Source organism: Reichenbachiella sp. (genome assembly GCF_965223055.1).
GTDB lineage: Bacteria > Bacteroidota > Bacteroidia > Cytophagales > Cyclobacteriaceae > Reichenbachiella.
Map to the genome: position 1 here is coordinate 356,654 of NZ_CBDCVM010000005.1, position 21,682 is coordinate 378,335.

At 41.4% G+C, this 21,682-nt stretch carries 16 protein-coding genes; 9 read left to right on the forward strand and 7 right to left on the reverse strand.

Going from position 1 to position 21,682, the window contains the following annotated elements:
- The first annotated feature begins 107 nt into the window (after positions 1-107).
- On the forward strand, positions 108-2,009 hold the full coding sequence (locus ACOQO5_RS04530) for an alpha/beta fold hydrolase (RefSeq protein ID WP_420580498.1): 1,902 nt from the start codon (positions 108-110) through the stop codon (positions 2,007-2,009).
- Positions 2,010-2,013: 4 nt separating this feature from the next.
- Positions 2,014-2,256: a hypothetical protein gene (locus ACOQO5_RS04535; protein ID WP_420580499.1), complete on the forward strand. Its 243-nt coding sequence runs from the start codon at positions 2,014-2,016 to the stop codon at positions 2,254-2,256.
- Positions 2,257-2,317: 61 nt separating this feature from the next.
- Here the strand turns inward: ACOQO5_RS04535 and ACOQO5_RS04540 are convergent, their stop codons facing one another.
- Positions 2,318-5,029 carry a TonB-dependent receptor gene (locus ACOQO5_RS04540; RefSeq protein WP_420580500.1) on the reverse strand — a complete coding sequence of 904 codons (2,712 nt, stop codon included), beginning with the start codon at positions 5,027-5,029 and terminating at the stop codon, positions 2,318-2,320.
- 586 nt (positions 5,030-5,615) lie between these two features.
- On the opposite strand from ACOQO5_RS04540, the gene ACOQO5_RS04545 reads away from it, so the two are divergent.
- Positions 5,616-6,032 carry a globin family protein gene (locus ACOQO5_RS04545; RefSeq protein ID WP_420580501.1) on the forward strand — a complete coding sequence of 139 codons (417 nt, stop codon included), beginning with the start codon at positions 5,616-5,618 and terminating at the stop codon, positions 6,030-6,032.
- Between the two features lie 106 nt (positions 6,033-6,138).
- Here ACOQO5_RS04545 and ACOQO5_RS04550 read toward each other — a convergent pair whose 3' ends face one another.
- Positions 6,139-7,287, reverse strand: a complete 1,149-nt coding sequence (locus tag ACOQO5_RS04550) for an aminotransferase class V-fold PLP-dependent enzyme (protein WP_420580502.1) — start codon at positions 7,285-7,287, stop codon at positions 6,139-6,141.
- A gap of 361 nt (positions 7,288-7,648) precedes the next feature.
- On the opposite strand from ACOQO5_RS04550, the gene ACOQO5_RS04555 reads away from it, so the two are divergent.
- A complete protein-coding gene (locus tag ACOQO5_RS04555; protein WP_420580503.1) occupies positions 7,649-7,969 on the forward strand; it encodes a Rieske (2Fe-2S) protein in 321 nt (106 codons plus the stop codon).
- A gap of 101 nt (positions 7,970-8,070) precedes the next feature.
- On the opposite strand, the gene ACOQO5_RS04560 is transcribed toward ACOQO5_RS04555, so the two are convergent.
- From ACOQO5_RS04560 to ACOQO5_RS04570, 3 genes are all read right to left on the reverse strand, one after another.
- The gene (locus ACOQO5_RS04560) at positions 8,071-8,514 is read right to left on the reverse strand and encodes a hypothetical protein (RefSeq protein ID WP_420580504.1); all 444 of its coding nucleotides are present in this window, start codon (positions 8,512-8,514) and stop codon (positions 8,071-8,073) included.
- 179 nt (positions 8,515-8,693) lie between these two features.
- On the reverse strand, positions 8,694-10,163 hold the full coding sequence (locus ACOQO5_RS04565) for an aminopeptidase P N-terminal domain-containing protein (RefSeq protein WP_420580505.1): 1,470 nt from the start codon (positions 10,161-10,163) through the stop codon (positions 8,694-8,696).
- Positions 10,164-10,313: 150 nt separating this feature from the next.
- Positions 10,314-11,084, reverse strand: a complete 771-nt coding sequence (locus tag ACOQO5_RS04570) for an acyl-CoA desaturase (RefSeq protein WP_420580506.1) — start codon at positions 11,082-11,084, stop codon at positions 10,314-10,316.
- Positions 11,085-11,345: 261 nt separating this feature from the next.
- On the opposite strand from ACOQO5_RS04570, the gene uvrA reads away from it, so the two are divergent.
- From uvrA to ACOQO5_RS04585, 3 genes are all read left to right on the forward strand, one after another.
- Positions 11,346-14,162, forward strand: coding sequence for an excinuclease ABC subunit UvrA (uvrA, locus tag ACOQO5_RS04575; protein ID WP_420580507.1), 2,817 nt, complete (start codon positions 11,346-11,348; stop codon positions 14,160-14,162).
- Positions 14,162-15,334, forward strand: a complete 1,173-nt coding sequence (locus tag ACOQO5_RS04580) for an exo-beta-N-acetylmuramidase NamZ domain-containing protein (RefSeq protein ID WP_420580508.1) — start codon at positions 14,162-14,164, stop codon at positions 15,332-15,334. The genes uvrA and ACOQO5_RS04580 overlap by 1 nt, the downstream gene beginning before the upstream one ends.
- Before the next feature lie 159 nt (positions 15,335-15,493).
- Entirely contained in the window at positions 15,494-17,677 is a 2,184-nt protein-coding gene (locus ACOQO5_RS04585) for a bifunctional alpha,alpha-trehalose-phosphate synthase (UDP-forming)/trehalose-phosphatase (protein WP_420580509.1), read from the forward strand.
- On the opposite strand, the gene ACOQO5_RS04590 is transcribed toward ACOQO5_RS04585, so the two are convergent.
- The gene (locus ACOQO5_RS04590; RefSeq protein WP_420580510.1) at positions 17,670-18,158 is read right to left on the reverse strand and encodes a hypothetical protein; all 489 of its coding nucleotides are present in this window, start codon (positions 18,156-18,158) and stop codon (positions 17,670-17,672) included. The two genes, ACOQO5_RS04585 and ACOQO5_RS04590, sit on opposite strands and share 8 nt — an antisense overlap.
- Positions 18,159-18,216: 58 nt before the next feature.
- The gene (locus tag ACOQO5_RS04595; protein ID WP_420580511.1) at positions 18,217-18,585 is read right to left on the reverse strand and encodes a DUF3703 domain-containing protein; all 369 of its coding nucleotides are present in this window, start codon (positions 18,583-18,585) and stop codon (positions 18,217-18,219) included.
- A 138-nt stretch (positions 18,586-18,723) separates the two neighbouring features.
- Here ACOQO5_RS04595 and ACOQO5_RS04600 point away from each other — a divergent pair, with 138 nt between their 5' ends.
- Positions 18,724-19,065, forward strand: coding sequence for a PadR family transcriptional regulator (locus tag ACOQO5_RS04600; protein ID WP_420580512.1), 342 nt, complete (start codon positions 18,724-18,726; stop codon positions 19,063-19,065).
- A 2-nt stretch (positions 19,066-19,067) separates the two neighbouring features.
- Entirely contained in the window at positions 19,068-21,650 is a 2,583-nt protein-coding gene (locus ACOQO5_RS04605; RefSeq protein ID WP_420580513.1) for an ABC transporter permease, read from the forward strand.
- Positions 21,651-21,682: the final 32 nt, after the last annotated feature.

Genomic DNA, 21,682 nt, shown 5'->3' on the forward strand with positions numbered 1-21,682 from the left:
TTGCATAGCTGTAACCAGCTCGTGTATTCTGTGATAAGACAAAAATTAATTGACTAACCCCCAAATGCGTCTGTATTTTGTAAATTGCCAGCAAAATCCAAGATGCTATGAAAAAGTTTATTTCCTTTATTTGCATTTCTCTTCTCATTCAAACTGCTTTCGCACAAAATGCCATGACACCTGAATTGCTCTGGAGTTTAGGGCGAGTAAGTGGTGTCGGAATATCCACTGATGGCAAGACTGCTGTTTATACTGTCACTAGATATGATGTGAATGCCAATGAAGGTAATACAGCATACTATTCAATTCCTCTTGGTGGAGGAAGTGCAAAGAAAATAGCTGATCCGTACAGCCTTATAGCAGACCCAAGTATTTCCCCCAATGGGAAGTATAAACTCTATCACCGTCCAGTAAAAATCTATAGTGTGACAGGAAAAGACTACTATCCCGAACTAGATAAATCTGAGGTGCAGATCTACAATGATCTGATGTATCGACATTGGGATACCTGGGCAGATGGCTCTTACAATCATGTATTTATGAGCAATGTAGATGGGTCGAACGAGGTGGATATCATGAAAAACAAAACCTTTCATAGCCCGACAAAACCGTTTGGCGATGAGTCAGATTACACCTGGAGTCATAAAGGTGGTAAGATACTTTACGTAACGAAAACCAAGACGGGCGCCGCTTATACGGTGAGTACAAATACAGATATATATTCTTACGATCTCAACACGCAAACGACAACCAACCTGACTAAAGGAATGATGGGCTATGACAACAGCCCTGCCTATTCCAAATTTGGAATACTGGCTTGGTTGAGCATGAAAACGGATGGAAATGAAGCAGATAAAATTGATATTATCATTTCTGATAGGTTTGGCAAAAAGAATTTAACAGAAAATTGGGACGGATCGCCTGATAGCTTCAAATGGTCTGTAGATGGTAAGACCATTTATTTCATAGCTCCTTTTGGTGGAGAAAAGCATTTGTTTGCTGTGGACTATCCAGGCAAATCAAAGAAGCAACCTGTTGTAAAACAAATCACTAAAGGGCAGTTCGACGTGACAAGTATTGTGGGACAGGCAGGTAAGCAAATGATTGTGACTAGAACGGATATGAATCATGCCACCGAATTGTACAGCGTAGACCTGAGCGATGGCAGCATGGAGCAGCTTACTCACGTGAATGACGAGGTGTATAATAGTATAGGGCTGAGCAAGATAGAAAAGCGAATGGTCACCACTACTGACAACAAGCAAATGGTGACTTGGGTGATCTACCCTCCTAATTTTGATCCCACAAAAAAGTACCCTACGCTGTTGTATTGTCAGGGTGGGCCGCATGGCGCACTTTCGCAGTTCTATTCTTATCGTTGGAACTTTCAAATCATGGCGGCTCAAGGCTACATTGTGGTAGCACCGAACCGAAGAGGTATGTATGGTCATGGCGTAGAATGGAATGATCAAATCAGCAAAGACTATGGTGGACAGAATATGCAAGACTATCTTTCTGCGATTGATGAGTTGGCTAAAGAACCGTTTGTAGATGAAAACAGGCTAGGTGCTGTTGGGGCTAGCTATGGCGGGTATTCGGTTTTTTATCTGGCAGGCATGCACAACAAGCGGTTCAAAACATTTATATCTCATGACGGCATTTTCAACTGGAGAAGTATGTATGGCACAACCGAGGAAATGTTCTTCGTGAATTGGGAAATAGGTGGTCCATATTGGGAAAAGGATAATGAAGCCGCCCAAAAATCTTACGCTGAATTCAACCCTATTGAGTTTGTACAAAACTGGGATACCCCCATTATGATCGTACAAGGAGGCAAAGATTATCGCGTACCTATTGGGCAGGGATTAGAAGCTTATCAGGCAGCTCAGTTGTTAGGCATTAAGAGTCGATTGATCTACATTCCTAATGAAAACCACTGGGTGTTATCGGCTCAAAATGGAATTGTCTGGCAGCGTGAGTTTTTCCGTTGGTTAAAAGAAACGCTCTAACCAAATGAAATGCGTAACCAACAAGGTTTGCTATGATACCAGGGAGCTGGCTGAAGAAGCTTTGATTGAGCATCGCTCGCGCCATTATCACAATGACAACAGTGGCCCCATCAATGTTTATGAATGCAGGGATTGCGGAAGTTATCATTTTACTTCACAGGGTGAAGTAAGTGATTTAATTAAGCAAAGCAAATCCAAAATCGATGCCAACCGGGAGGCCAATTATTGGGAAAGGAAATTGAGATAAAAAAAGGGGTCACTAGAGTGACCCCTTTTACTACTAACTAATTACTCAACTTTACTCTTCTTTAAAATCTATAATTGAATCCTAATCTGAAGTTTGTTCCAAACTGACCCATTTGCTGCACCTCTGAAGAATATGTAAACCTAGTACCTGCCTGTGCAGTATTTGTATTTGCATTGGTTTTATCAGGATATACATCAAATAGGTTATTTACTCTAGCTGATAAATTTAAATTAGCTCCTAATTTGTAATCAAGACTCAAATCTGTAACGACTTTGGATGACAAGGCCTGCGCTTGAGCAGTATTGTCATTGGCTGGAGGGGTAATGGTAACTTCTCCGAACATAGTGTTAGTTAAGCCAATAGTAAAATCACTAACATCATAACTCATGTTTAGGATTATTTTACTTTTAGGCCTTGAGTTAGTAATTAGTCCCTGCTCTTGTGTATCAAATATATCATAGCCATGTTGCTGCAAAAGTGGTGGAGTGGTAATGGCGTCAATCTCAGTCCTGTTAAAGTTCATGGCTAATGTGGCTCTGAATTTATCAAAAGAGTCATAGTTTAATACAATATCAGCTCCAGTAGTTTTGGTGTCACCTGCGTTGATAAAGAATTGAACGGCTACTACATTATTGTCGATAAGAATCTGCTCAACTGGGTCTGAACCATCCAAATTTCCATCCTGTGTACTAATTTGTGAAGAAAACAACACACGGTCATCAACTTTAATCTGATAAATATCCACAGAAGCAGAAAAATTTCTATTAATCTGATAGGTAATACCGGCAGAGATGTTTTGAGAGGTCTCAGCGAAGAGACTTGGCACGCCTAGTGCTACTACACCCGGATGATTGTTAGCCAGTGTTCCTTGCAGCAATGGTTCGGACGATCCAGCTACAATGATATATTGTGTATTGGTCAAATGTCTCTGATGCAATGTTGGTGCCCTAAACCCAGTACTGTAAGATGCTCTTATGGCCCCTTTATCCGCTAGCTTATACCTTGCACTTGCCTTATATGAAAAGTTATCTCCAAAATCTGAGAAATCTTCGTATCTCCCAGCTATTGCAACTAATAAATCATCGGTGATGTCATAATCAGCCTGTGCGTACAAGGCCACATTGTAACGAGATTCATCCATAGCTTCTTCAGGCTTGATCCCAGCAAAAGAATCGGATCCTGCTCCATAGTAAGAAAGAGGGTCGCCTTGGTATCCTGTCAAGAATTCTTTCTTGTATTCCGCACCAAACCCTAAGGAAAGTGCATCAGATACCGCACCTGAAATATCAAGGTTTCCAATTCCGTTGCTTAATCTATACCCTCCAGGGTGAAAGGTTCTCGGCGAAGTACCGTGATCGGCCAGGTAATCTCTATTCACAGAGTTATTCACAGTATAGGCTACTCTGTTTGATCCATATGTAGCACTGATATCTGCTATCCAGTTGTCGCCAAGTCCTAATTTAAAACCTAAGGAGTTTAGGTTATCATGGATTTGAGTTTCGAAAGTTGGCTGATAGCCTACAAAGTCTTCTGGGCGAGCGGCTATGAAAAGTGCATCTGCTACATCTCTTCTCCAATATGGAGCTCTGTAGTATGCGAAACTCTTTCCTGTTCTAGTAGTATATCCATTGAATGAATAGAACTCAGAATTTTTGCCAATAGGGTGACTCATATTTACGAATAAGTCGAATTGCTCCATTTCAGGTTGACCCACTGTCATATTTGCATCAGGGTGTTCAGTGGCCCATGCCACATAAGAATCATGAACCGCCAAATCTTGGACATAGTCTGGATCTGTACTACCGCCAGGGTAGTCGCCAGGATTAGGGGCTGATCCACCATAATCTTCATTGACAACATCAAACTTACCAGCACGATTGGTGATTTTTTGGGTATAGTAGCCCAGCGTCATGTTGATATTACCACCATTGCCAAAATTGAAGCCAGAGTTGAAATCTGCACCAAAATTGAATCCGTCACCCTTGGAAGTGATGCCTGTTTGTGCACTAAGTGTGGAGTATTCTACATCTTTTTTCAAGATCATATTGATAACACCTGCGATAGCGTCAGATCCATATTGTGCAGATGCTCCATCTCTAAGTACTTCTACTCTTTCGATCGCAGCTGTAGGAATACTTTTCAAGTCAATCCCGACTTCACCCTTACCTGGTGTTCTGTTTAGGTAGACTTGAGCACTTTGGTTTTTTCTTTTTCCATTAACCAATACGAGTGTTCTACTTGGGCCTAATCCTCTTAAATCTGCAGGGTCATAGTGAGCCGTAGCATCTGAAATGGCCTGATTCTGAGAGTTGAAGGAAGGAACAGTAAAAGTTAGCATTCTTTGAATGTCTGGTTGTCCACTCCCTCTCAATTCTTCCACACCAATGTTGTCTATAGGAACGGGAGAGTCCAACACTGTTCTTGGCTTGGTACGGTTACCTGTTACCACAACTTCGTTGAGACTTAGGCCTTCTACCAAGGCTACCGACACCTCTTGTGACGATGATGATACTGCTACTTCTTGAGATTCAAATCCCACTGAGCTCACTACGAGCTGTACTGGGAGACTTTCAACATTCAGACTAAAGCTGCCATCGACAGAGGAGGAAGTTCCCTTGGTTGTTCCTTTGATCACGATGGTTACACCCGGTAGCGGGTCTCCGCCGTCATCTGTCACGGTTCCGTTGATGGTTTCTTGGGCATACACTTGCCCGGAGAGTAAGAACAGGCTTAGAAAGAGCATGCCCCCAATCATTTGTAATGATTTTTTCATGGTAAATTTATTTTAGTTGATATAGATATAGGCACGGTTGTCCGCGCTTGTATAGATATACAGATGATTGTAGGCTAGCACCCACTCCAAATAGAATAAAATTTTATTTTTTTCTATAAAACCGAATTAAAGAATTGGAATAGTGAAAAATCAGGGAGAATCAACCGATCCAGAAAAAGCAAGGAATTAACTTAAACTTAATATTGAAAAAAGAACATTCTCAAAAGCATTTGCGTTCTTTGAGTTAGAAAATGGTTGCAGTCGTGCAGCTACCAAAGACACAGCGGGGATGACCAAGCAAAAGTAGATCGTCGCGACAGGGGTTTTACCAACAGGAAGCCTCAGCTGAACTGGCATACGCCGGTTTTTTTATGCCTTAATTTTCTTAAAGTAGCGATCTCCTTTCTTCTTCCTGTCAAACGTCAGTTTATTTCCTGTCATAAAAAAAGCCCGTCCTTGTCAACACCCATAGTAATCCAGAGAGGAGGCATCTAGGTTTGTACTACAATTTTAATATGAGAAAATGCTTACATCGGAGTATTGGAGATGCCGGTACTCCGAATTTTTCCCACTAAAATTTAAAATCATGACAAACACAACATCAATTACTCCTTATAACAAAAAGCTCGTAAGAGCTACATTTTGGATAGTAGAACCAAAGGCAGATGAGGCCGCTGAAATTTTCTACACCAAATTGTTTGAGATGAGTCCTGAACTCAAGCCGCTGTTCAAAGGAAACATGAAAGAGCAGGGTAGAAGAATGATGGAAATGTTGGCCACAGTGGTGAAAGGACTAAACACTCTTGATGTGTTGGCTCCACTCGTGAGAAGCATGGGTAGAAGACATGTGAATTATGGAATCAAATCAGAACACTACAACATGGCGGCTACAGCACTCATGTATTCTCTCAAAGAAGAGCTTCAAGAAAATTGGAACGAAGAAGTCGAGTCAGCTTGGCTCGAAGTCTATCAAACCGTTTCGTGTATCATGCAATCTGCTTAAATCATGACATTCAAAAAATACGTTAGAGTTGCTATTAGTTTGATTTCTTATATGCTCATCATGTTGCTAGTGATTGCTGGCTGAATAGAGTCTCGCAAGTAACGAATTACAGTGTTGTTTTCAGTGCTTGAAGTAGTTTCTTCATATCCCTTTCGTCGTTGTATACATGCGGAGATACTCGAATGAATTCTCCTCGGGTAGATACGCTCACTCGATTTACTTTGAGTGAGGTGGCAAGGTCTTCCATTTTTTCTTTTGGAAATTTAATGCCAAAAAGGTGTGACCCTCTTGCTGTCTCATCTTCCACATAGAGGCCAAGATCTTTCACTTCCTCCAAGGGCTCTTGAATCAGTTCTTGACAGTATTGCTGAATATTATCTACTCCCCATTTTCGAATTTCTTTGATGGATGCGATCAGCATAGGATTCGCGATGAAGTTGCTTTGTTGCCCCATACCATAGCGCAGCGCACCTGCTTCGTACTGATCTTGGTAGTTGACCAGATTGGCAAAGTCCTCACTATTCAATCGGTTGATCCAGTTTTGCTCTATGGGCTCTCCGTCATCAAACCTTGGTCCGTAGTAAGCCAGCCCACTGGTGTAGGGGCCTAGTAGCCATTTGTATCCTGCTACGATTAACGCATCAGGTTTAATTTCTTGTATATCGAAGGGTAGAGCACCAACAGACTGTGTGCCATCAATAATTAGTGCTGCCCCTACTTCATCACATTTTTTGCGAATGGCCTTCAATTCGAACAAGGTTCCATCTGCCCAATGTACATGCCCCAGGCTTACGGCCTTTGTCTTTGAGTTTATGGCTTGTAGAATATCTTCATTCCATTTTTTGCCTCGGTTTTCTACTGTGTCAGGTGCTGCTACGAGCTTTAACTCGGCGCCATGCTTTTCGCAATGACTTTTCCAGGGATATACATTGCTTGGAAACTGGTCTTTGGTGATAACAATGTTCTCCCCTTTTTGGACGGGTAGATTGTTGACTACATTACCGATACCATAAGATACGGAGGGTATCATCACGATTCTGTTTGGCTCGGGGTTGTTAATCAAGTCTGAATACAGTGCGCGCAAGGTTTGGGCATCTTTAAAGAAATCGGCTCCACTTACCTTGTTGGGCTGACGCTTAGCTTTGATGCCTTCTATGCCTGCTTTTTCTACTTTCTTAAGTAACGGGGCCATATAAGCACAGTTCAGATAGGCAAATTTTTTATTGAGGTTGAATTTCTTTCTTTGACAGTTCATAGGGAGTGTTAATGCCGTTGGCTTGTAAAAAGTGAAAAGTTATAAGTTAAAAAGTTATTAGCCTTACATTGTCAAGTTTATTCTTTGTGCTATGTTTTGACGTTAATGGTACCAAATAAAGAGACTGTCACTAAGGTCCGTATTAATTGTCAGGCTGAGCGGATCGCCGCCCGAGTACTCGAAGCCTTGCTGCTAGAGGCAGATAACATTTCGACGAGGCTCAATGTGACAACTCTTAGAGGTTTTGGGCTTTTGAGACAGTCTTGGCTCATACGCAAATTGAGAATGATGAGCGAGGTATTGAAATGGACAATTCAAATCCCTAATAACTTATTAACCAATCAACCATTAACTTACCCTAATGGATAAAGTTTTAGTATTTGAATCTAAAGAGCAGGCAGAAAGTGTCATTCCACTCAATCAAATCAAAAGGATTCGGATAAGTAAACTAGAAATCTGTTTGGCAAATACTAGAACAGGCTTTGTTGCTTTTGAAAAGGAGTGTCCACACCTGGGCGATGATCTGAGCAAAGGAAAAATCAACCCGATGGGTGAAGTGGTTTGTCCCTGGCATAGCTATCGGTTTAATTTGACCTCAGGAGAGGAGTGTGAAAACCGATGTGGAGGGCTCGGAATCTATCAGGTCGCTTGGGAAGGTGAACAGCTTTTTGTGTTTGCGTGAGGATTTTTATTTTAAAGCTTGAGGGCATCTGTGATGCGTTCTTAATCTTATAAGGCATTTGAAATACGACCAAGTAGGATTAGTCTCGTACTTACACGATTTTAGAGAGCTGTCACTATTCCAACTGTGTTAGGGAATTTGCAGGAAATACATTCCCAATATGGATAATTTGGGTGTTTTTTGGGGAACTGTTGAACGATCTCTCTTTTTGATTGTTGAATGAATCCTATATCTAGTTTTGCTTTTTCTATTGTGAGCATGGCTCCAAGTTTGAGTTTTTGCTGATCGCATGGAGAATATACAGTAATTGTATCTTCGTTCACAAGTTTGATTATATAAGTTGAATTGTATGTGATTGTGTCGTTCGTGCAGTCATAACTTGGTTGATAACGAATTAGATCTCCAGTCAATGAATTTTCCAATTCAAAAGATCGTTCGGCTGTAGTTTCTATAAATTCGTCATGGTGCATTGGAATAAACCCTGCCTGCTTCACTTTACAACTGATCAGAATTAATGTCAAGATTAAGATGTTTCTAGTGTGCATGGTTGTCCTAAGTAGGTTTAGCTTGATAAAGTAATTTAACAGCCATTTTCCACTTTCAAAACAGGGAAAACCATTTTGAAAGAACTTTTTAACGAGGATAAATAAAAAAATCGGTGTGACAATCTGAAAATCTATCGCACTGATTGGGAAAACGAATCACTTTATGTATTCGTCTAATATTATTCTCCGGACTTCAATTCAGGCAGTTGGTAATCAGTAAAAATACTCTCCTCTTTCATTAGCTTTTCGATCTCCTCTGATTTGCGAGGGGCTTTATCTGATAGCAGTTCGCAGCCATCTTTGGTGATCAAATAGTCGTCTTCGATTCTCACCGGAATGTCCCACCACTTTTGGTCAGTTGGACTTCCGCTTGTAATGTAGATGCCAGGCTCGATCGTGATGGTCATGTTTTCTTCCAGGTTGCCGTACATGCCTTTGTCATGCACATCCAGACCGATGTGGTGGCAGCAGCCATGAGGGTAGTATCTGTTTCTTCCAGTTTCAGGGTTGATTACATCTTCATCAGCTGTACTTTCATACAGCCCTAACTCTACCAAACCATTATTTACAATTTCTTTGGTGGTTTCGTAAAGCACCGAGAACGGAATCCCTGCTTTGCAAGAATCCGCTGCTGCTTGCTGCGCCTCATAGACCAAATCGTAAATCAACTTTTGTTCTTTGGTGAATTTTCCGTTCACGGGAATAGTTCTGGTCACGTCGGCCGTGTAGCCATGATACTCAGCACCCAAATCCATTAGGATCAGTTCACCGTCTTCGATGGCAGGCTTGTAGTTGTCGATATAGTGTAGGATACAGCCGTGGTTACCCGCGCCTACTATACTTGGATAACCTTCGTATTCGGCACCATACTTTTTGAACACAAACTCGTGGATGCCTTGAATCTCAGCTTCTGACATCCCAGGTCGCATCGCCTTCATCACTTCTACTTGTCCGATGGTAGAAATGTCTACTGCCTTACGAACCAGGTCGAGTTCTTCTTCGGTTTTGATCCCTCTCAATTCACGCATCAAAGTATCCAGAGTGACTACATCCAGGTTGTTTTTTTGTGGCTCAATAGCCAAATCACCTTGATTGTACCCAGCCTTCTCTTTGAACTGCTCGATCAGGTCATAAAGATCGCCTTCTTCTCTCGTATTTCTTACGTCATTGTGAAAGTCATAAAAAAGTACTTTATCGAACTTTGAAAAATCAATGTTAAAGGCTTCAAAGTCAGGATTTTCGAATGCTACCTGAACATCCAGTTTTTCAGCTGCGCCATCTTTTCCAAGTCTTGGCCCATCGTAAAGTTCTCTTAGCGCATCTCTGCCTCTGACGAATAGTATTTCATCGAGCTTCTCACCATCTATCTTTTGCTCATCTTTAAAAATCAATAGGACGCCGTGTGGTTCTTTGTGTCCTGTGAGATAATAGAAATTCGGGTCTTGATGGTAGATATAGTAAACATCATTGGCTCTATTTCTCACCGGGTTGGCGAAGAAGATGGCCACTGAGTTGTCTGGCATTTTTGCTCGCAGCTCAGCTCTCCTTTCTTTGTGAAATTCGCTATTCAAATCATCTGGTGCTATTTTCTGTTGGGCAATGGCAGTGGCAGAGGTTAGGTACAGTATTATTCCTAGTATTTTTCTCATTTTAAAACATTAATGGTTTTGAATGTAACTTAAGCATTGGACTTTGTATTTGCCAATGACAATGTGATTAAACGGAGGACTGACGATTTGAATGGTCATAAAAAAAGCCCCGATCAACGACCGAGGCTTTCAATATTTTCTAATACTGAATTAAGCAGCTTTCTTGAAACTCTCTCTTTTTACAGATACTTCCAATTTTTTAATATGAATCATTCCTAGTTTATCCATGACCCACATAATTAAATAGGTAGGATCTATTTCGTGCCAACGAACACCACCAAAATTGGCTCTGTTGCCATGCTTGTGGTGATTGTTGTGATAGCTTTCACCCATCATCAAGAAATCAAAAGGAAGGAAGTTTTTAGAGGTATCTCCAACTTTGAAATTCACATAACCATAAACGTGAGCAAACCAGTTGATGATTGCGCCGTGAATAGGAGCCATCATCCAAGCCATCGGTAAAAATATCCATTGCCACCAAGCTGTGGCAAAAGTAAAAAAGAAGGCAAAGTAGGCAGTACCCCAAAGCAATCTTGATACCCAAGACCTTGCAAACCTGTCGAATGCAGGCCACTCAGGCACATCTCTTGTAAACCTATCCTCAACTTCCATTTTTTTACTGGTTATTGCAGAGTAAGTGGTTTTCGTTCGCCACATCATAGCGAATAAATTGCCATCATACTTAGGCGAATGCACGTCCTTTTCTGTATCTGCATAAGCATGGTGCATGCGGTGCATTACCCCATAACCATAGGCACTCAGATAGTTAGAACCTTGAAATACCCAGGTAAGAAAGTAACAAAGTTTCTCTCCAAATCTTGACATCGTAAAACTCTGGTGCGCTGAATAGCGATGCAAGAAGAAGGTCTGAAAAAACAAACCGCCATACCACATCACCAACATAAATATTAATATCTCCATTTCAATTGTTTGTAATCCTAATTACAAGGACAGTATCAATCCTTGTTTGTGACAAAGTTCGGTAAAAAAATCAATATTTTTTGATCGCGTGCTTTTTGACATCCGTATCTCTATCTTTGCGGACTCTTAATTTCTTCATTTTGCGCAAGCAAAATGAAGAATTATAAGTGATTGGTTAATATGTTATTGGGGTAATAATTCGAGTCTTGTTTATCAAATAACCTATTTACCAATAACCCAATAACTTTTCTCAAATACACGATGGCGGAAACACTAGAAAATCAGGTAACCAAAAATATTGATCAATTGGATCCACGCGACTTTATAATTATTAAAGGAGCACGTGTCAATAACCTGAAAAACTTAAGTGTGGCCATTCCTAGAAATAAGTTGGTAGTAGTTACCGGCCTTTCGGGTTCCGGAAAATCATCTTTAGCTTTTGACACGCTGTTTGCCGAAGGTCAAAGAAAATACGTGGAAAGCTTGAGCTCCTATGCCCGTCAATTCTTGGGTCGTATGGAAAAACCAGAAGTAGATTATATCAAAGGTGTGTCTCCTGCTGTTGCTATTGAACAAAAAGTTAATACCAGAAACCCAAGATCTACCGTAGGTACAACCACCGAGATTTATGATTATATCAAATTGCTCTATGCGAGAATTGGACAAACCATATCGCCCGTAAGTGGTGAGCCGGTAAAGCGTGATACCGTATCCACTGTAGTGGCGGCTGTCCATGCCTATGAAGAAGGGACTAAATTTATGGTCACGGCTCCATTGACGTTGGCAGCAGACCGCACATTAGATATAGAATTCAATATATTGCTGAGTAAGGGCTTTACGAGAGTACTCATGGGAGGAGAGGTGGAGCAAATTGAAGATTTAGACTCTGAAAAAACTGATCCAACTAAAGTAGAAATTCTTATTGATCGATTGAGCGTGAATAAGGACGATGAAGATGCTACCTTTCGGTTGTCTGACTCAGTTCAAACGGCATTTTTCGAAGGGCATGGAGATTGCAATATTCATTTTAGAGATGGAGAGCCAAGAAAATTTTCAGACCGATTCGAGTTGGATGGAATGACCTTCGAAGAACCGTCTGTGAATCTGTTTAGCTTCAACAACCCCTATGGTGCTTGCCGTAAATGTGAAGGGTTTGGAAAGGTGTTAGGCATTGATCCAGACTTGGTCATAGCTGACAAAAACCTCTCTGTCTATGAAGGAGCTATAGTGCCTTGGAGAAGTGAGACTATGAAGAAGTGGCTACAGCCCTTACTCCATATGGCACATGATATTGACTTCCCACTGCACCGACCAGTGAAAGACCTCACCGAAGAGGAATACAACCTGCTTTGGGAAGGTAAGGGTCAGTTCGAAGGGTTGAATGCCTTTTATGCATTTATAGAATCTCAGCTGCATAAGATTCAGTACCGAGTGATGTTGTCTCGCTATCGTGGCAAAACCACATGTCCGGATTGTAAAGGCACTCGACTCAGAAAAGATGCTTTTTATGTGAAGGTAGGCGGCAAAGCCATTTCAGAATTGGTGTTGATGCCTATCGACCGAGCACTTGTTTTTTTCAGTGAATTGGAATTGAGTGATTATGATACTAAAGTAGCTCAAAGAATCTTGAAGGAGATTCAAAACCGATTGAGCTATATGAAGGAAGTAGGCTTGGGGTATTTGACATTGAATCGTTTGACCTCAACCCTTTCGGGTGGAGAATACCAAAGAATCAAACTAGCTACATCATTAGGAAGTGCGCTGGTCGGCTCCATGTATATTTTGGATGAACCTAGTATTGGTTTGCACCCCAGAGATACGGCTAGGCTAGGCAATGTTCTGGAAACCTTGAAGCGATTGGGTAATACGGTGATTGTGGTAGAGCACGAAGAGGAGGTAATGAAGCGTGCGGATCAAATCATCGACATCGGGCCTGCTGCAGGTATTCACGGAGGTGAATTGGTCTTTCAAGGAGATTGGGATGCGATCTTGGAAGAGAAAGAGTCGGTTACTGCCAGGTTTTTGAATGGCACTGAATTCATACCAACTCCTACGCGCAGACGTCCCTGGAAACATAGCATTGACATTTTGGGTGCTAGAGAAAACAATCTCAAGCGAATCGATGTATCAGTTCCTTTAGGCGTTTTGACTGTAGTCACTGGGGTTAGTGGATCTGGAAAGTCTACACTGATCAGAAAAATACTGTACCCAGCGTTGGGTAAGATTGTAGGTGTGACCGGAGAAGAAACCGGGAAGTTTAGCGAGCTCGATGGCGACTACAAAATGATCCAGCGCATGGAGATGATCGATCAGAACCCACTCGGGCGAAGTTCACGATCCAATCCAGTTACTTATGTAAAAGCCTATGATGCCATCCGTCAGCTTTATGCGGACCAGCCTACCGCAAAACAGAGAAATTTAAAACCGGCTCATTTCTCTTTCAACGTAGACGGTGGACGATGCGAGACTTGCCAGGGCGAAGGTGAAGTGAAAATTGAGATGCAATTTATGGCTGACCTGCATTTGACATGTGACGAATGTAAGGGGCGTCGATTCAAAGAAGAAATTCTGGAAGTGACCTTCAAGGACAAACACATTGCTGACATATTGGATCTAAGTATCGAAGAGAGTTTGACTTTCTTCGAAGATCAAAAGGCTATTGTCTCGAAGCTTAAGCCCTTGGATGATGTGGGACTAGGTTATGTGAAGTTGGGTCAGTCGTCTAACTCCTTGAGTGGAGGTGAAGCACAGCGGGTGAAACTGGCCTCCTTTCTTGGCAAGGGCCAATCTGCCAATAAAGAGAAGATCTTGTTCATCTTTGATGAACCTACCACAGGTCTGCATTTCAAGGATATTGAGAAACTGCTGGATAGTATCAATGCATTGGTAGATCAGGGCAACTCGGTGTTAATCATTGAGCATAATATGGAAATTATAAAATCGGCGGATTGGATTATCGACCTTGGGCCTGATGGTGGCGATAATGGCGGCCAACTTTGTTTTGCAGGGACACCAGAAGAGATGGTAAAACTGGAAGATAATCATACGGCTAGGTATCTTAGAGAGAAAATAAGCTAATGGTAACCACAGGACTAGAATCACTAAAAAAAAACCATTCCGATATCAAAGGCAATGTCGGCTACCTGTGCCATGCCGCTTCCATAGATTCCAATTATAATCATGGAATTGACGTGGTTAAATCAATATTTGGAGAAAGACTAAAAAAACTCTTCTCACCTCAGCACGGAATATTCGCCGATGTGCAGGATAACATGGTGGAGTCGGGCCACTTTAATCATGAGTACTACGGATTGCCGGTCTATAGTCTGTATTCTGAAACGCGCAAACCCAACAGGCAAATGATGGAAGGCCTTGACCATGTGCTGGTCGACTTGCAGGATGTAGGTACTCGTGTGTACACCTACATCTACACTATGACCTATATGATGGAGGCTTGTGCCGAATGTGGTGTAGAGGTGATTATCCTTGATCGACCGAATCCAATAGGCGGTGAAAAAATAGAAGGAAATATTCTTGACCTGACTTATCGGTCCTTTGTAGGAAGGCATGTGTTACCTATGCGCCATGGTCTGACTATGGGAGAAGTCGCGTCAATGGCTAAGAAACATTGGGACATAGATTGTGAACTTCGCGTGATCAAAATGGAAAGCTGGACCCGTGACCAATTTTTTTGGGATACTAAACTGCCTTGGGTGTTGCCATCTCCCAATCTCCCCAATCCAGAAACCGCATTTTCATTTGTAGGGACCGTTCTTTTTGAGGGCACGAATATTTCAGAAGGACGTGGCACCACCAAAAGTTTAGAAACTATTGGTCATCCAAATATTGCCAATTATGACTTGTTGAACCAGCTTCAAAAATCTTTTGAATCAGCAGGGTTGTCAGGGTTTATTCTGAGACCCGTTTCATTTATGCCGACATTTCAAAAACACACCGGTCAGGTCTGTCACGGCTATCAAATTCATGTGACAGATTATACTCAATTTTCTCCGTGGCATGTCGGACAAATCATGTGTCGTGAATTTTATCATCATTTAGGCAGGGATTTCCAATGGAAACAACCGCCCTATGAATATGAAGAAGAATTATTGCCCATCGATATTTTGAATGGCACAGATAAAGTCAGAAGATGGGTAGAGTCTAATGGTTCTATGAATGAATTGAATTCTATTGAAACTGATGGAATAGCAGAATATTTGGACAAAAGAGCTGAAGTTTTGATCTATTAACATTGAATCCGCGCACTACTTAGTTTTTATCGTTAATTTTAAGTCCAGTTTACCCAAAACTGATAGAAGTGTTTTCTCAGACACAAAATTGCGTTCGCAACTTCCTATTCCTCCAGGAGTGGTTGTGAGCTGGTATCATTATAATTTCAAAAAACGAATATGGCTGCTAAGCAATCTGCAAAAACAATCATTGTTTCAAATCGACTACCAGTAAGAATAGTCAAAGAAGATGGCAACCTTGCCTTTACTCCTAGCGAAGGAGGGCTGGCTACCGGGTTGGGTTCCATTTACAAACAAGGAGAAAACATTTGGTTGGGTTGGCCTGGTGCTGTTCTAAATGAGAAAGAAGAATCACAAACCATAAAAGAGTTGAAAGAGCAAAATATGGCTCCCGTTTTTTTAACGGATGAAGACATAGAACTCTATTATGAAGGTTTTTCAAATGAGACCTTATGGCCAAACTTTCATTACTTCAATCAGTTTTCGGAGTTCAATCAAGAGTACTGGGAGTCATACAAAGCAGTCAACCAGAAATTTGCAGATCAGATACTAAAAAATGCCAACGCCAACGATACCATTTGGATTCATGATTATCAGTTGTTGTTGTTGCCTGCATTAGTCAGAGCAGAAAGACCCGATATCTCTATTGGCTTCTTTTTACATATTCCTTTTCCATCTTATGAATCATTTAGGTTGTTGCCATGGAGAAGAGAATTGCTGTTGGGTATGCTTGGTGCCGATTTTTTGGGCTTTCATACTTACGATGATACGCGTCACTTCTTATCTTCTGTGAGTAGACTGGCAGGTATTGGCAATGAACATGGGCATATCAACTACAACAATCGTCAGATCATGGCGGATGCTCTGCCGATGGGGATCGATTATGATAAATATGCTGAGGTGGCTGCAGCGCCCGAAACGCTTGAACGTGAAGTAAGATACCGAACGAGTATTGGGAGTGAAAAATTGATCCTTTGCATTGATCGCTTGGACTATTCTAAAGGGATTCCCCAAAGACTCAAAGCCTTTGAGAAATTACTTGAGCGCTACCCTGAATATCTGGAGAAAGTATCCATACTCATGGTGGTGGTACCATCACGGGATCAAGTAGGCAAATACAAGGAATTAAAAGAGGAAATTGATTTATTAGTCGGGCGTATAAATGGAAAATATTCGCGACTCAGCTGGACGCCAATCCATTATTTCTATAGATCATTTCCGTTGCATGCGCTTTCTGCTTTTTATAGAATGGCTCATGTTTGCTTGGTGAGTCCGATGCGTGATGGAATGAATCTGGTGTGTAAAGAATTTATTGCGAGCAAGCTTGATAAAAAAGGTGTTCTGATCTTGAGTGAAATGGCAGGGGCTTCCAAGGAGCTTTCTGATGCACTGTTGATTAACCCAAATAATCGGCACCAATTGGTGGAGGCCATTCGTGAGGCGTTGGAAATGGATGAAGAAGAGCAGGTACAGCGAATGACTGTGATGCAAAACACTATCAAGCGATACAATATTTATCACTGGGTAGACCTCTTCATGAATCGCCTGGAATTTGTGAAAAAGGCACAGCGCTCACTAACGACAAAACTACTAGACGAAAAGTCCACCTTGACTGTCGTTTCGGCTTATAAAAAGTCTAAGAAACCATTGGTGTTTCTTGATTATGATGGAACGTTGCAAGGATTTTTTGGTGACCCTGCTGCTGCCAAGCCAGATCCGGAATTGTATAAGTTGGTGAATGGACTAACAAAGAAAGCTCATGTGGTAATAATCAGCGGAAGGGATAAAACTACCCTGGGTGAATGGTTCAAAGACTGTAAAGTAGACCTCATCGGCGAGCACGGCGTATGGCTCAAAGGACACAAAGAAGAATGGCATACCATAACCAATCTAACAGATGCCTGGAAAGAAGCAATAGGTGAAGTGCTTGATGGCTATGTAGCGCGTACACCGGGTTCATTTATTGAAGAGAAAGACTACTCCTTAGTTTGGCATTACCGTAAGGTGGAAACAGGTCTTGGAGAACTGAGAACAAGAGAGCTCACCAGTCACCTGAAGTATTTGGCTTCCAATCAAAATTTACAAGTATTAGAAGGTGACATGGTGGTAGAAATTAAGAGCACAGAAATTAACAAAGGTAGAGCGGCTCGCAATTGGATGAAGAGATACGAAGGCGCTGATTTCATTATGGCCGCAGGTGATGATTGGACAGATGAAGACACCTTCAAAGCCATGCCGGCCGAAGCCTATACCATCAAAGTGGGGAGCTCAAATTCTGCTGCTAAGTTTAGTGTAAACAGCTACGAAGATGTTCGAGCACTTTTGAAGAGTATGGTTAATTAAGAGCTTTCGTCATCTCTCTTAGGTTGGTGGACTCACCTTTATGAAAAGATACTTCGCGGACCATATCCATGTGACCCCATAAGTATTTGTGCCCTTTGAGACCTTTCGTGGATCGCATGCGTCGTTTAAGACGTGCGATTTCTTGGTCAGTTGCTTTCCTTTTATCACCGAGTTGACCGTAAAGCTTTACTGCCGGATAGCTATCAAACCTTCGTTTGAAAAGTGATTTGATCCAAAACAAGCGACTACTATTTACGCCCAACACGCAAATATTTTTATTTGACTTGGCATGCTGAGGCAATTTGGACGGAAACATTTCAAAATAAAACCCCGCTTGATTGTCGTTCAAAAATAGAGAGCCAATAGGAGTAACAGTTGGGTTGTTTCCTGCATCGACTGAGGCTACAGAAACATGCAGGTTGGTTTTAAAACTTTGGTTAAAATGTTTTCTGATTTTAGGCCAGTCATCGGTGAGGTTCATGTTATGGTTACGTTTTAGAGTTCCCTCCAATGTACGGATTACCTTGAATAGAGATGCACTATGTTTCCATCTCTTCGAAGATTTCTTGAATATCAGCTGGCAATGGTTGCGACTGGATCATTGAGACCCTGCTACTTCCTACATTTCCTACTGGAATCTTATTGATGAAGGATAATGGAGCTCCGAAGATCAATCTTATGAGTTGACCAACGATTTCTTTAAGATTTGTGGTTTTAATACCTAGAAGAAACATTTTCCAGTGCGTTTCGGTGTGTTGAAGTGGGTAACGTTGGCTTATGATATGAGCCCGTTCTAGATGGTGCCAGGCAGTAGCTATTTCTTGTTTACTCCACGCAGAATCAAACTTGACTAATTCTTCAACATAGAATGGATTAAGATTATCCGGCATTTTTGTATTCAATTTCATATCAATGTTTTTGTACAAAACTGATTCAGGAAGAATTAAATGTCTTGTATAAACCAGCTGAATAATTCTATTGCCATTAATTATACAAAACTGAAACTAATGTATTAAATTCACGTTTGTATAACAAATCAATTTACAATGGGAAGTACAAAAGGGAATCATTTGGGCGAGTTCGAGGAATTAGCGCTACTTACTGTTGGAGCTCTTTTCGACGAAGCCTATGGTGTAGCTATCATGGATGAAATCGCATCAAAGACAGGAAGAAAAGTCAACATCAGCGCTGTGCATGAGGTGTTGAAGAGGCTTGAGAAGAAAGGCTTCGTTCAATCGAGAATGGGCGGAGCTACCAACGAACGTGGAGGAAGGCGTAAACGATTTTTCACGCTCACCTTCGAAGGAAAAAAGGCGCTGGACCAATCCATCGGATTGAGAAATGAACTTTACAATTCTATTCCAAAGCTCACATTTAATTTTTCTTAATCGTGGAAATTCATCCTCCCAAATGGGCTGATCGCTTTTTAGAGTGGTACTGTGATCCAGATCTTCTTGAAGAGATTCAGGGTGATTCGCAGGAGCTCTTCTATCGCAGAGTCGATGAAGAAGGTGAAAATGCCGCTAGGAGAAAATATGCATGGGATGTGATTCGTTTTTTCCGGCTTTCCAATTTAAAGTCAAACAAACTCAAAATAAACTCACTCATTATGTTTAACAGTTATTTAAAAATCGGATTCAGAAACCTGGCCAAAAACTGGGGTATTTCTTTTATCAACATATTTGGATTATCTCTAGCCATCGGCTGTGCGATTACCATTTTTCTATTTATGGACATGATGCTCCATATGGATCAGTTTCATTCTAAGAAGGATCGAATTTATAATTTGATCAATCACGTTCAACATGAATCCGGAACCGAACTTTGGGGTGCCAATCCAATCTTATTGGCAGAAGAGCTAAAAGCCAATAGTGCTGCAGTCAGCAATACTATGAGAATGGAATTTAATAGCGGAAATGTGAGATATGGTGATAAGGTTTTTGCCGAAAGGCTCTCATATACTGATCCTAGTTTTTTGGAGATGTTCGATTTCCAATTGAGCGCTGGGTCGAAAAGGACACTGGACGACAAGCATTCCATGCTCATCAGTCATGACTACGCGGTTAAATATTTTGGCGATGAAGATCCGTTAGGAAAAACACTCACAGTGAGATTACCGGGGGATCAGATGCAATCATTTACCATCGGTGGAGTTCTAGAAAAGTACCCTTCCAATGCCAGTTTCAAGTTTAGATTGATCGTGCCTATCTCCAATTGGTTTGACATCAAAGGAAATGAAAATCCAGGATGGGATTATCTGACCAATTCTACATTTATTGAGTTGGCGCCAGGCCACCACCCTTCTGAACTCGATGAACTACTGGCCGAATATGTAGAAAGGCATAACACGCAAGCAGCGAATTGGGCCATCCAGAAGTTTGAAATGTTGCCGCTAGACCAATTGTCTTTAAGAGATTTTGAAATCAGAAGTAGTGTTTCCCAAGGGGGTCATCCAGCGGGTCGATTGGCATTGTCAGCCATTGCTGCCATGCTGCTGATCCTAGCCTGTTTCAATTATATGAACATTGCTGTGGCTTCAGCTACCAAGAGATTAAAAGAGATTGCGATGCGAAAAGTAATGGGAGGCAACAGGAGCAATATTATTTATCAGTTTCTTACCGAAAATTTCATTCTCTGTTTGTTGGCTTTAGTCGCTGGGGTTTTGCTCAGCTACTTTTTCTTCTTACCCGGATTGAATTCTCTATTTCCAGTTTCAATACCTTTTTCTTTTTCATCATTTCAGGTGGCAGTCATCTTCTTCGGTGGCTTATTATTGGTGATTGGTTTGGCTTCGGGCTCTTATCCGGCTTTTTATATCTCTAAATTTCAGCCTGTATCTATACTAAAGGGAAATCAAAAACTGGGCAGCAAAAACTGGTTTAGTAAGATCTTATTAACTCTTCAATTGATCCTGGCATTTATGATGGTGGTTGGTTGTTTTGTTTTTACCGACAATGCTATTCATGTAAACCAAAAAGACTGGGGCTACAAGGCCAATGGTGTTTTTTCGATCATGGTAAATGACCAAAGTCACTTCCAATCTTTGCGTCAGGCTGCTGAGGCCATTCCAGATATAGAGGCTTATGCCGAAGGCAAAGGTCATTTAGGACGAACCAATTGGCTTACTAGAGTAGATGTCCTGGATGTTCAGCTCAAAACTTTGCATTATGAAGGGACGCCAAACTATCTTGAAACAATGAATCTGAGATTGGTTCAGGGAAGGTTATTTGATCAGGAGGCGACCTATCCATCCAATTTTGCCGTGATCAATGAGAAGTTTGCCGAGAAGTTGGGATGGGATGAGCCATTGGATAAGCAGTTCACACATGATAGTACGGACTATTATGTGATTGGGGTTGTCGAAAATTTCTACACCAACAATTTTCATGATGAAACCAGTCCCGCCTTTTTCAATATTGGTCAGGATGAAAGTTATAAATATTTTGTAGTTAAGACCACCGAGGAAAAACTTTTTGATGTAGATGATCAATTGCACGCTGCCTGGTTCGAATTTGCTCCCAATGATCCTTACAATAGAGAGTTTCAACGATTCACTTTTGATGATTTTTACAGAGAAAATAAAGGTAATGTGACGCTGATTAGTACGATATCTGCTTTTGCCATGATCCTCGCATGTTTAGGGTTGTTTGGTCTGCTGAGCTTCAACTTGCAACGAAGAATGAAAGAATTTGGAGTTAGAAAGGTGTTGGGCGCCAGTAGATTATCAATTATTAACCAAGCCAATAAAGAGTACATATGGATCATGCTTGTTGCCTTTCTTGTAGGTGCTCCGCTAGGGACTGCCCTGATTAGTCAGTTGCTTCAGGTCATTTATCCTGATTCCAATAGTTTTAGCGCTACTCCAATTGTCTTGTCGGTGGTTATTATAGTCACGACAGTGGCAGCAACCATTACTGGTCAGTTGCTGCATGCCACTAAAGTTAATCCAACAGAAGTACTCAGATCAGAATAATCAAAAAAGGCCAGCAACTGCTGGCCTTCCAA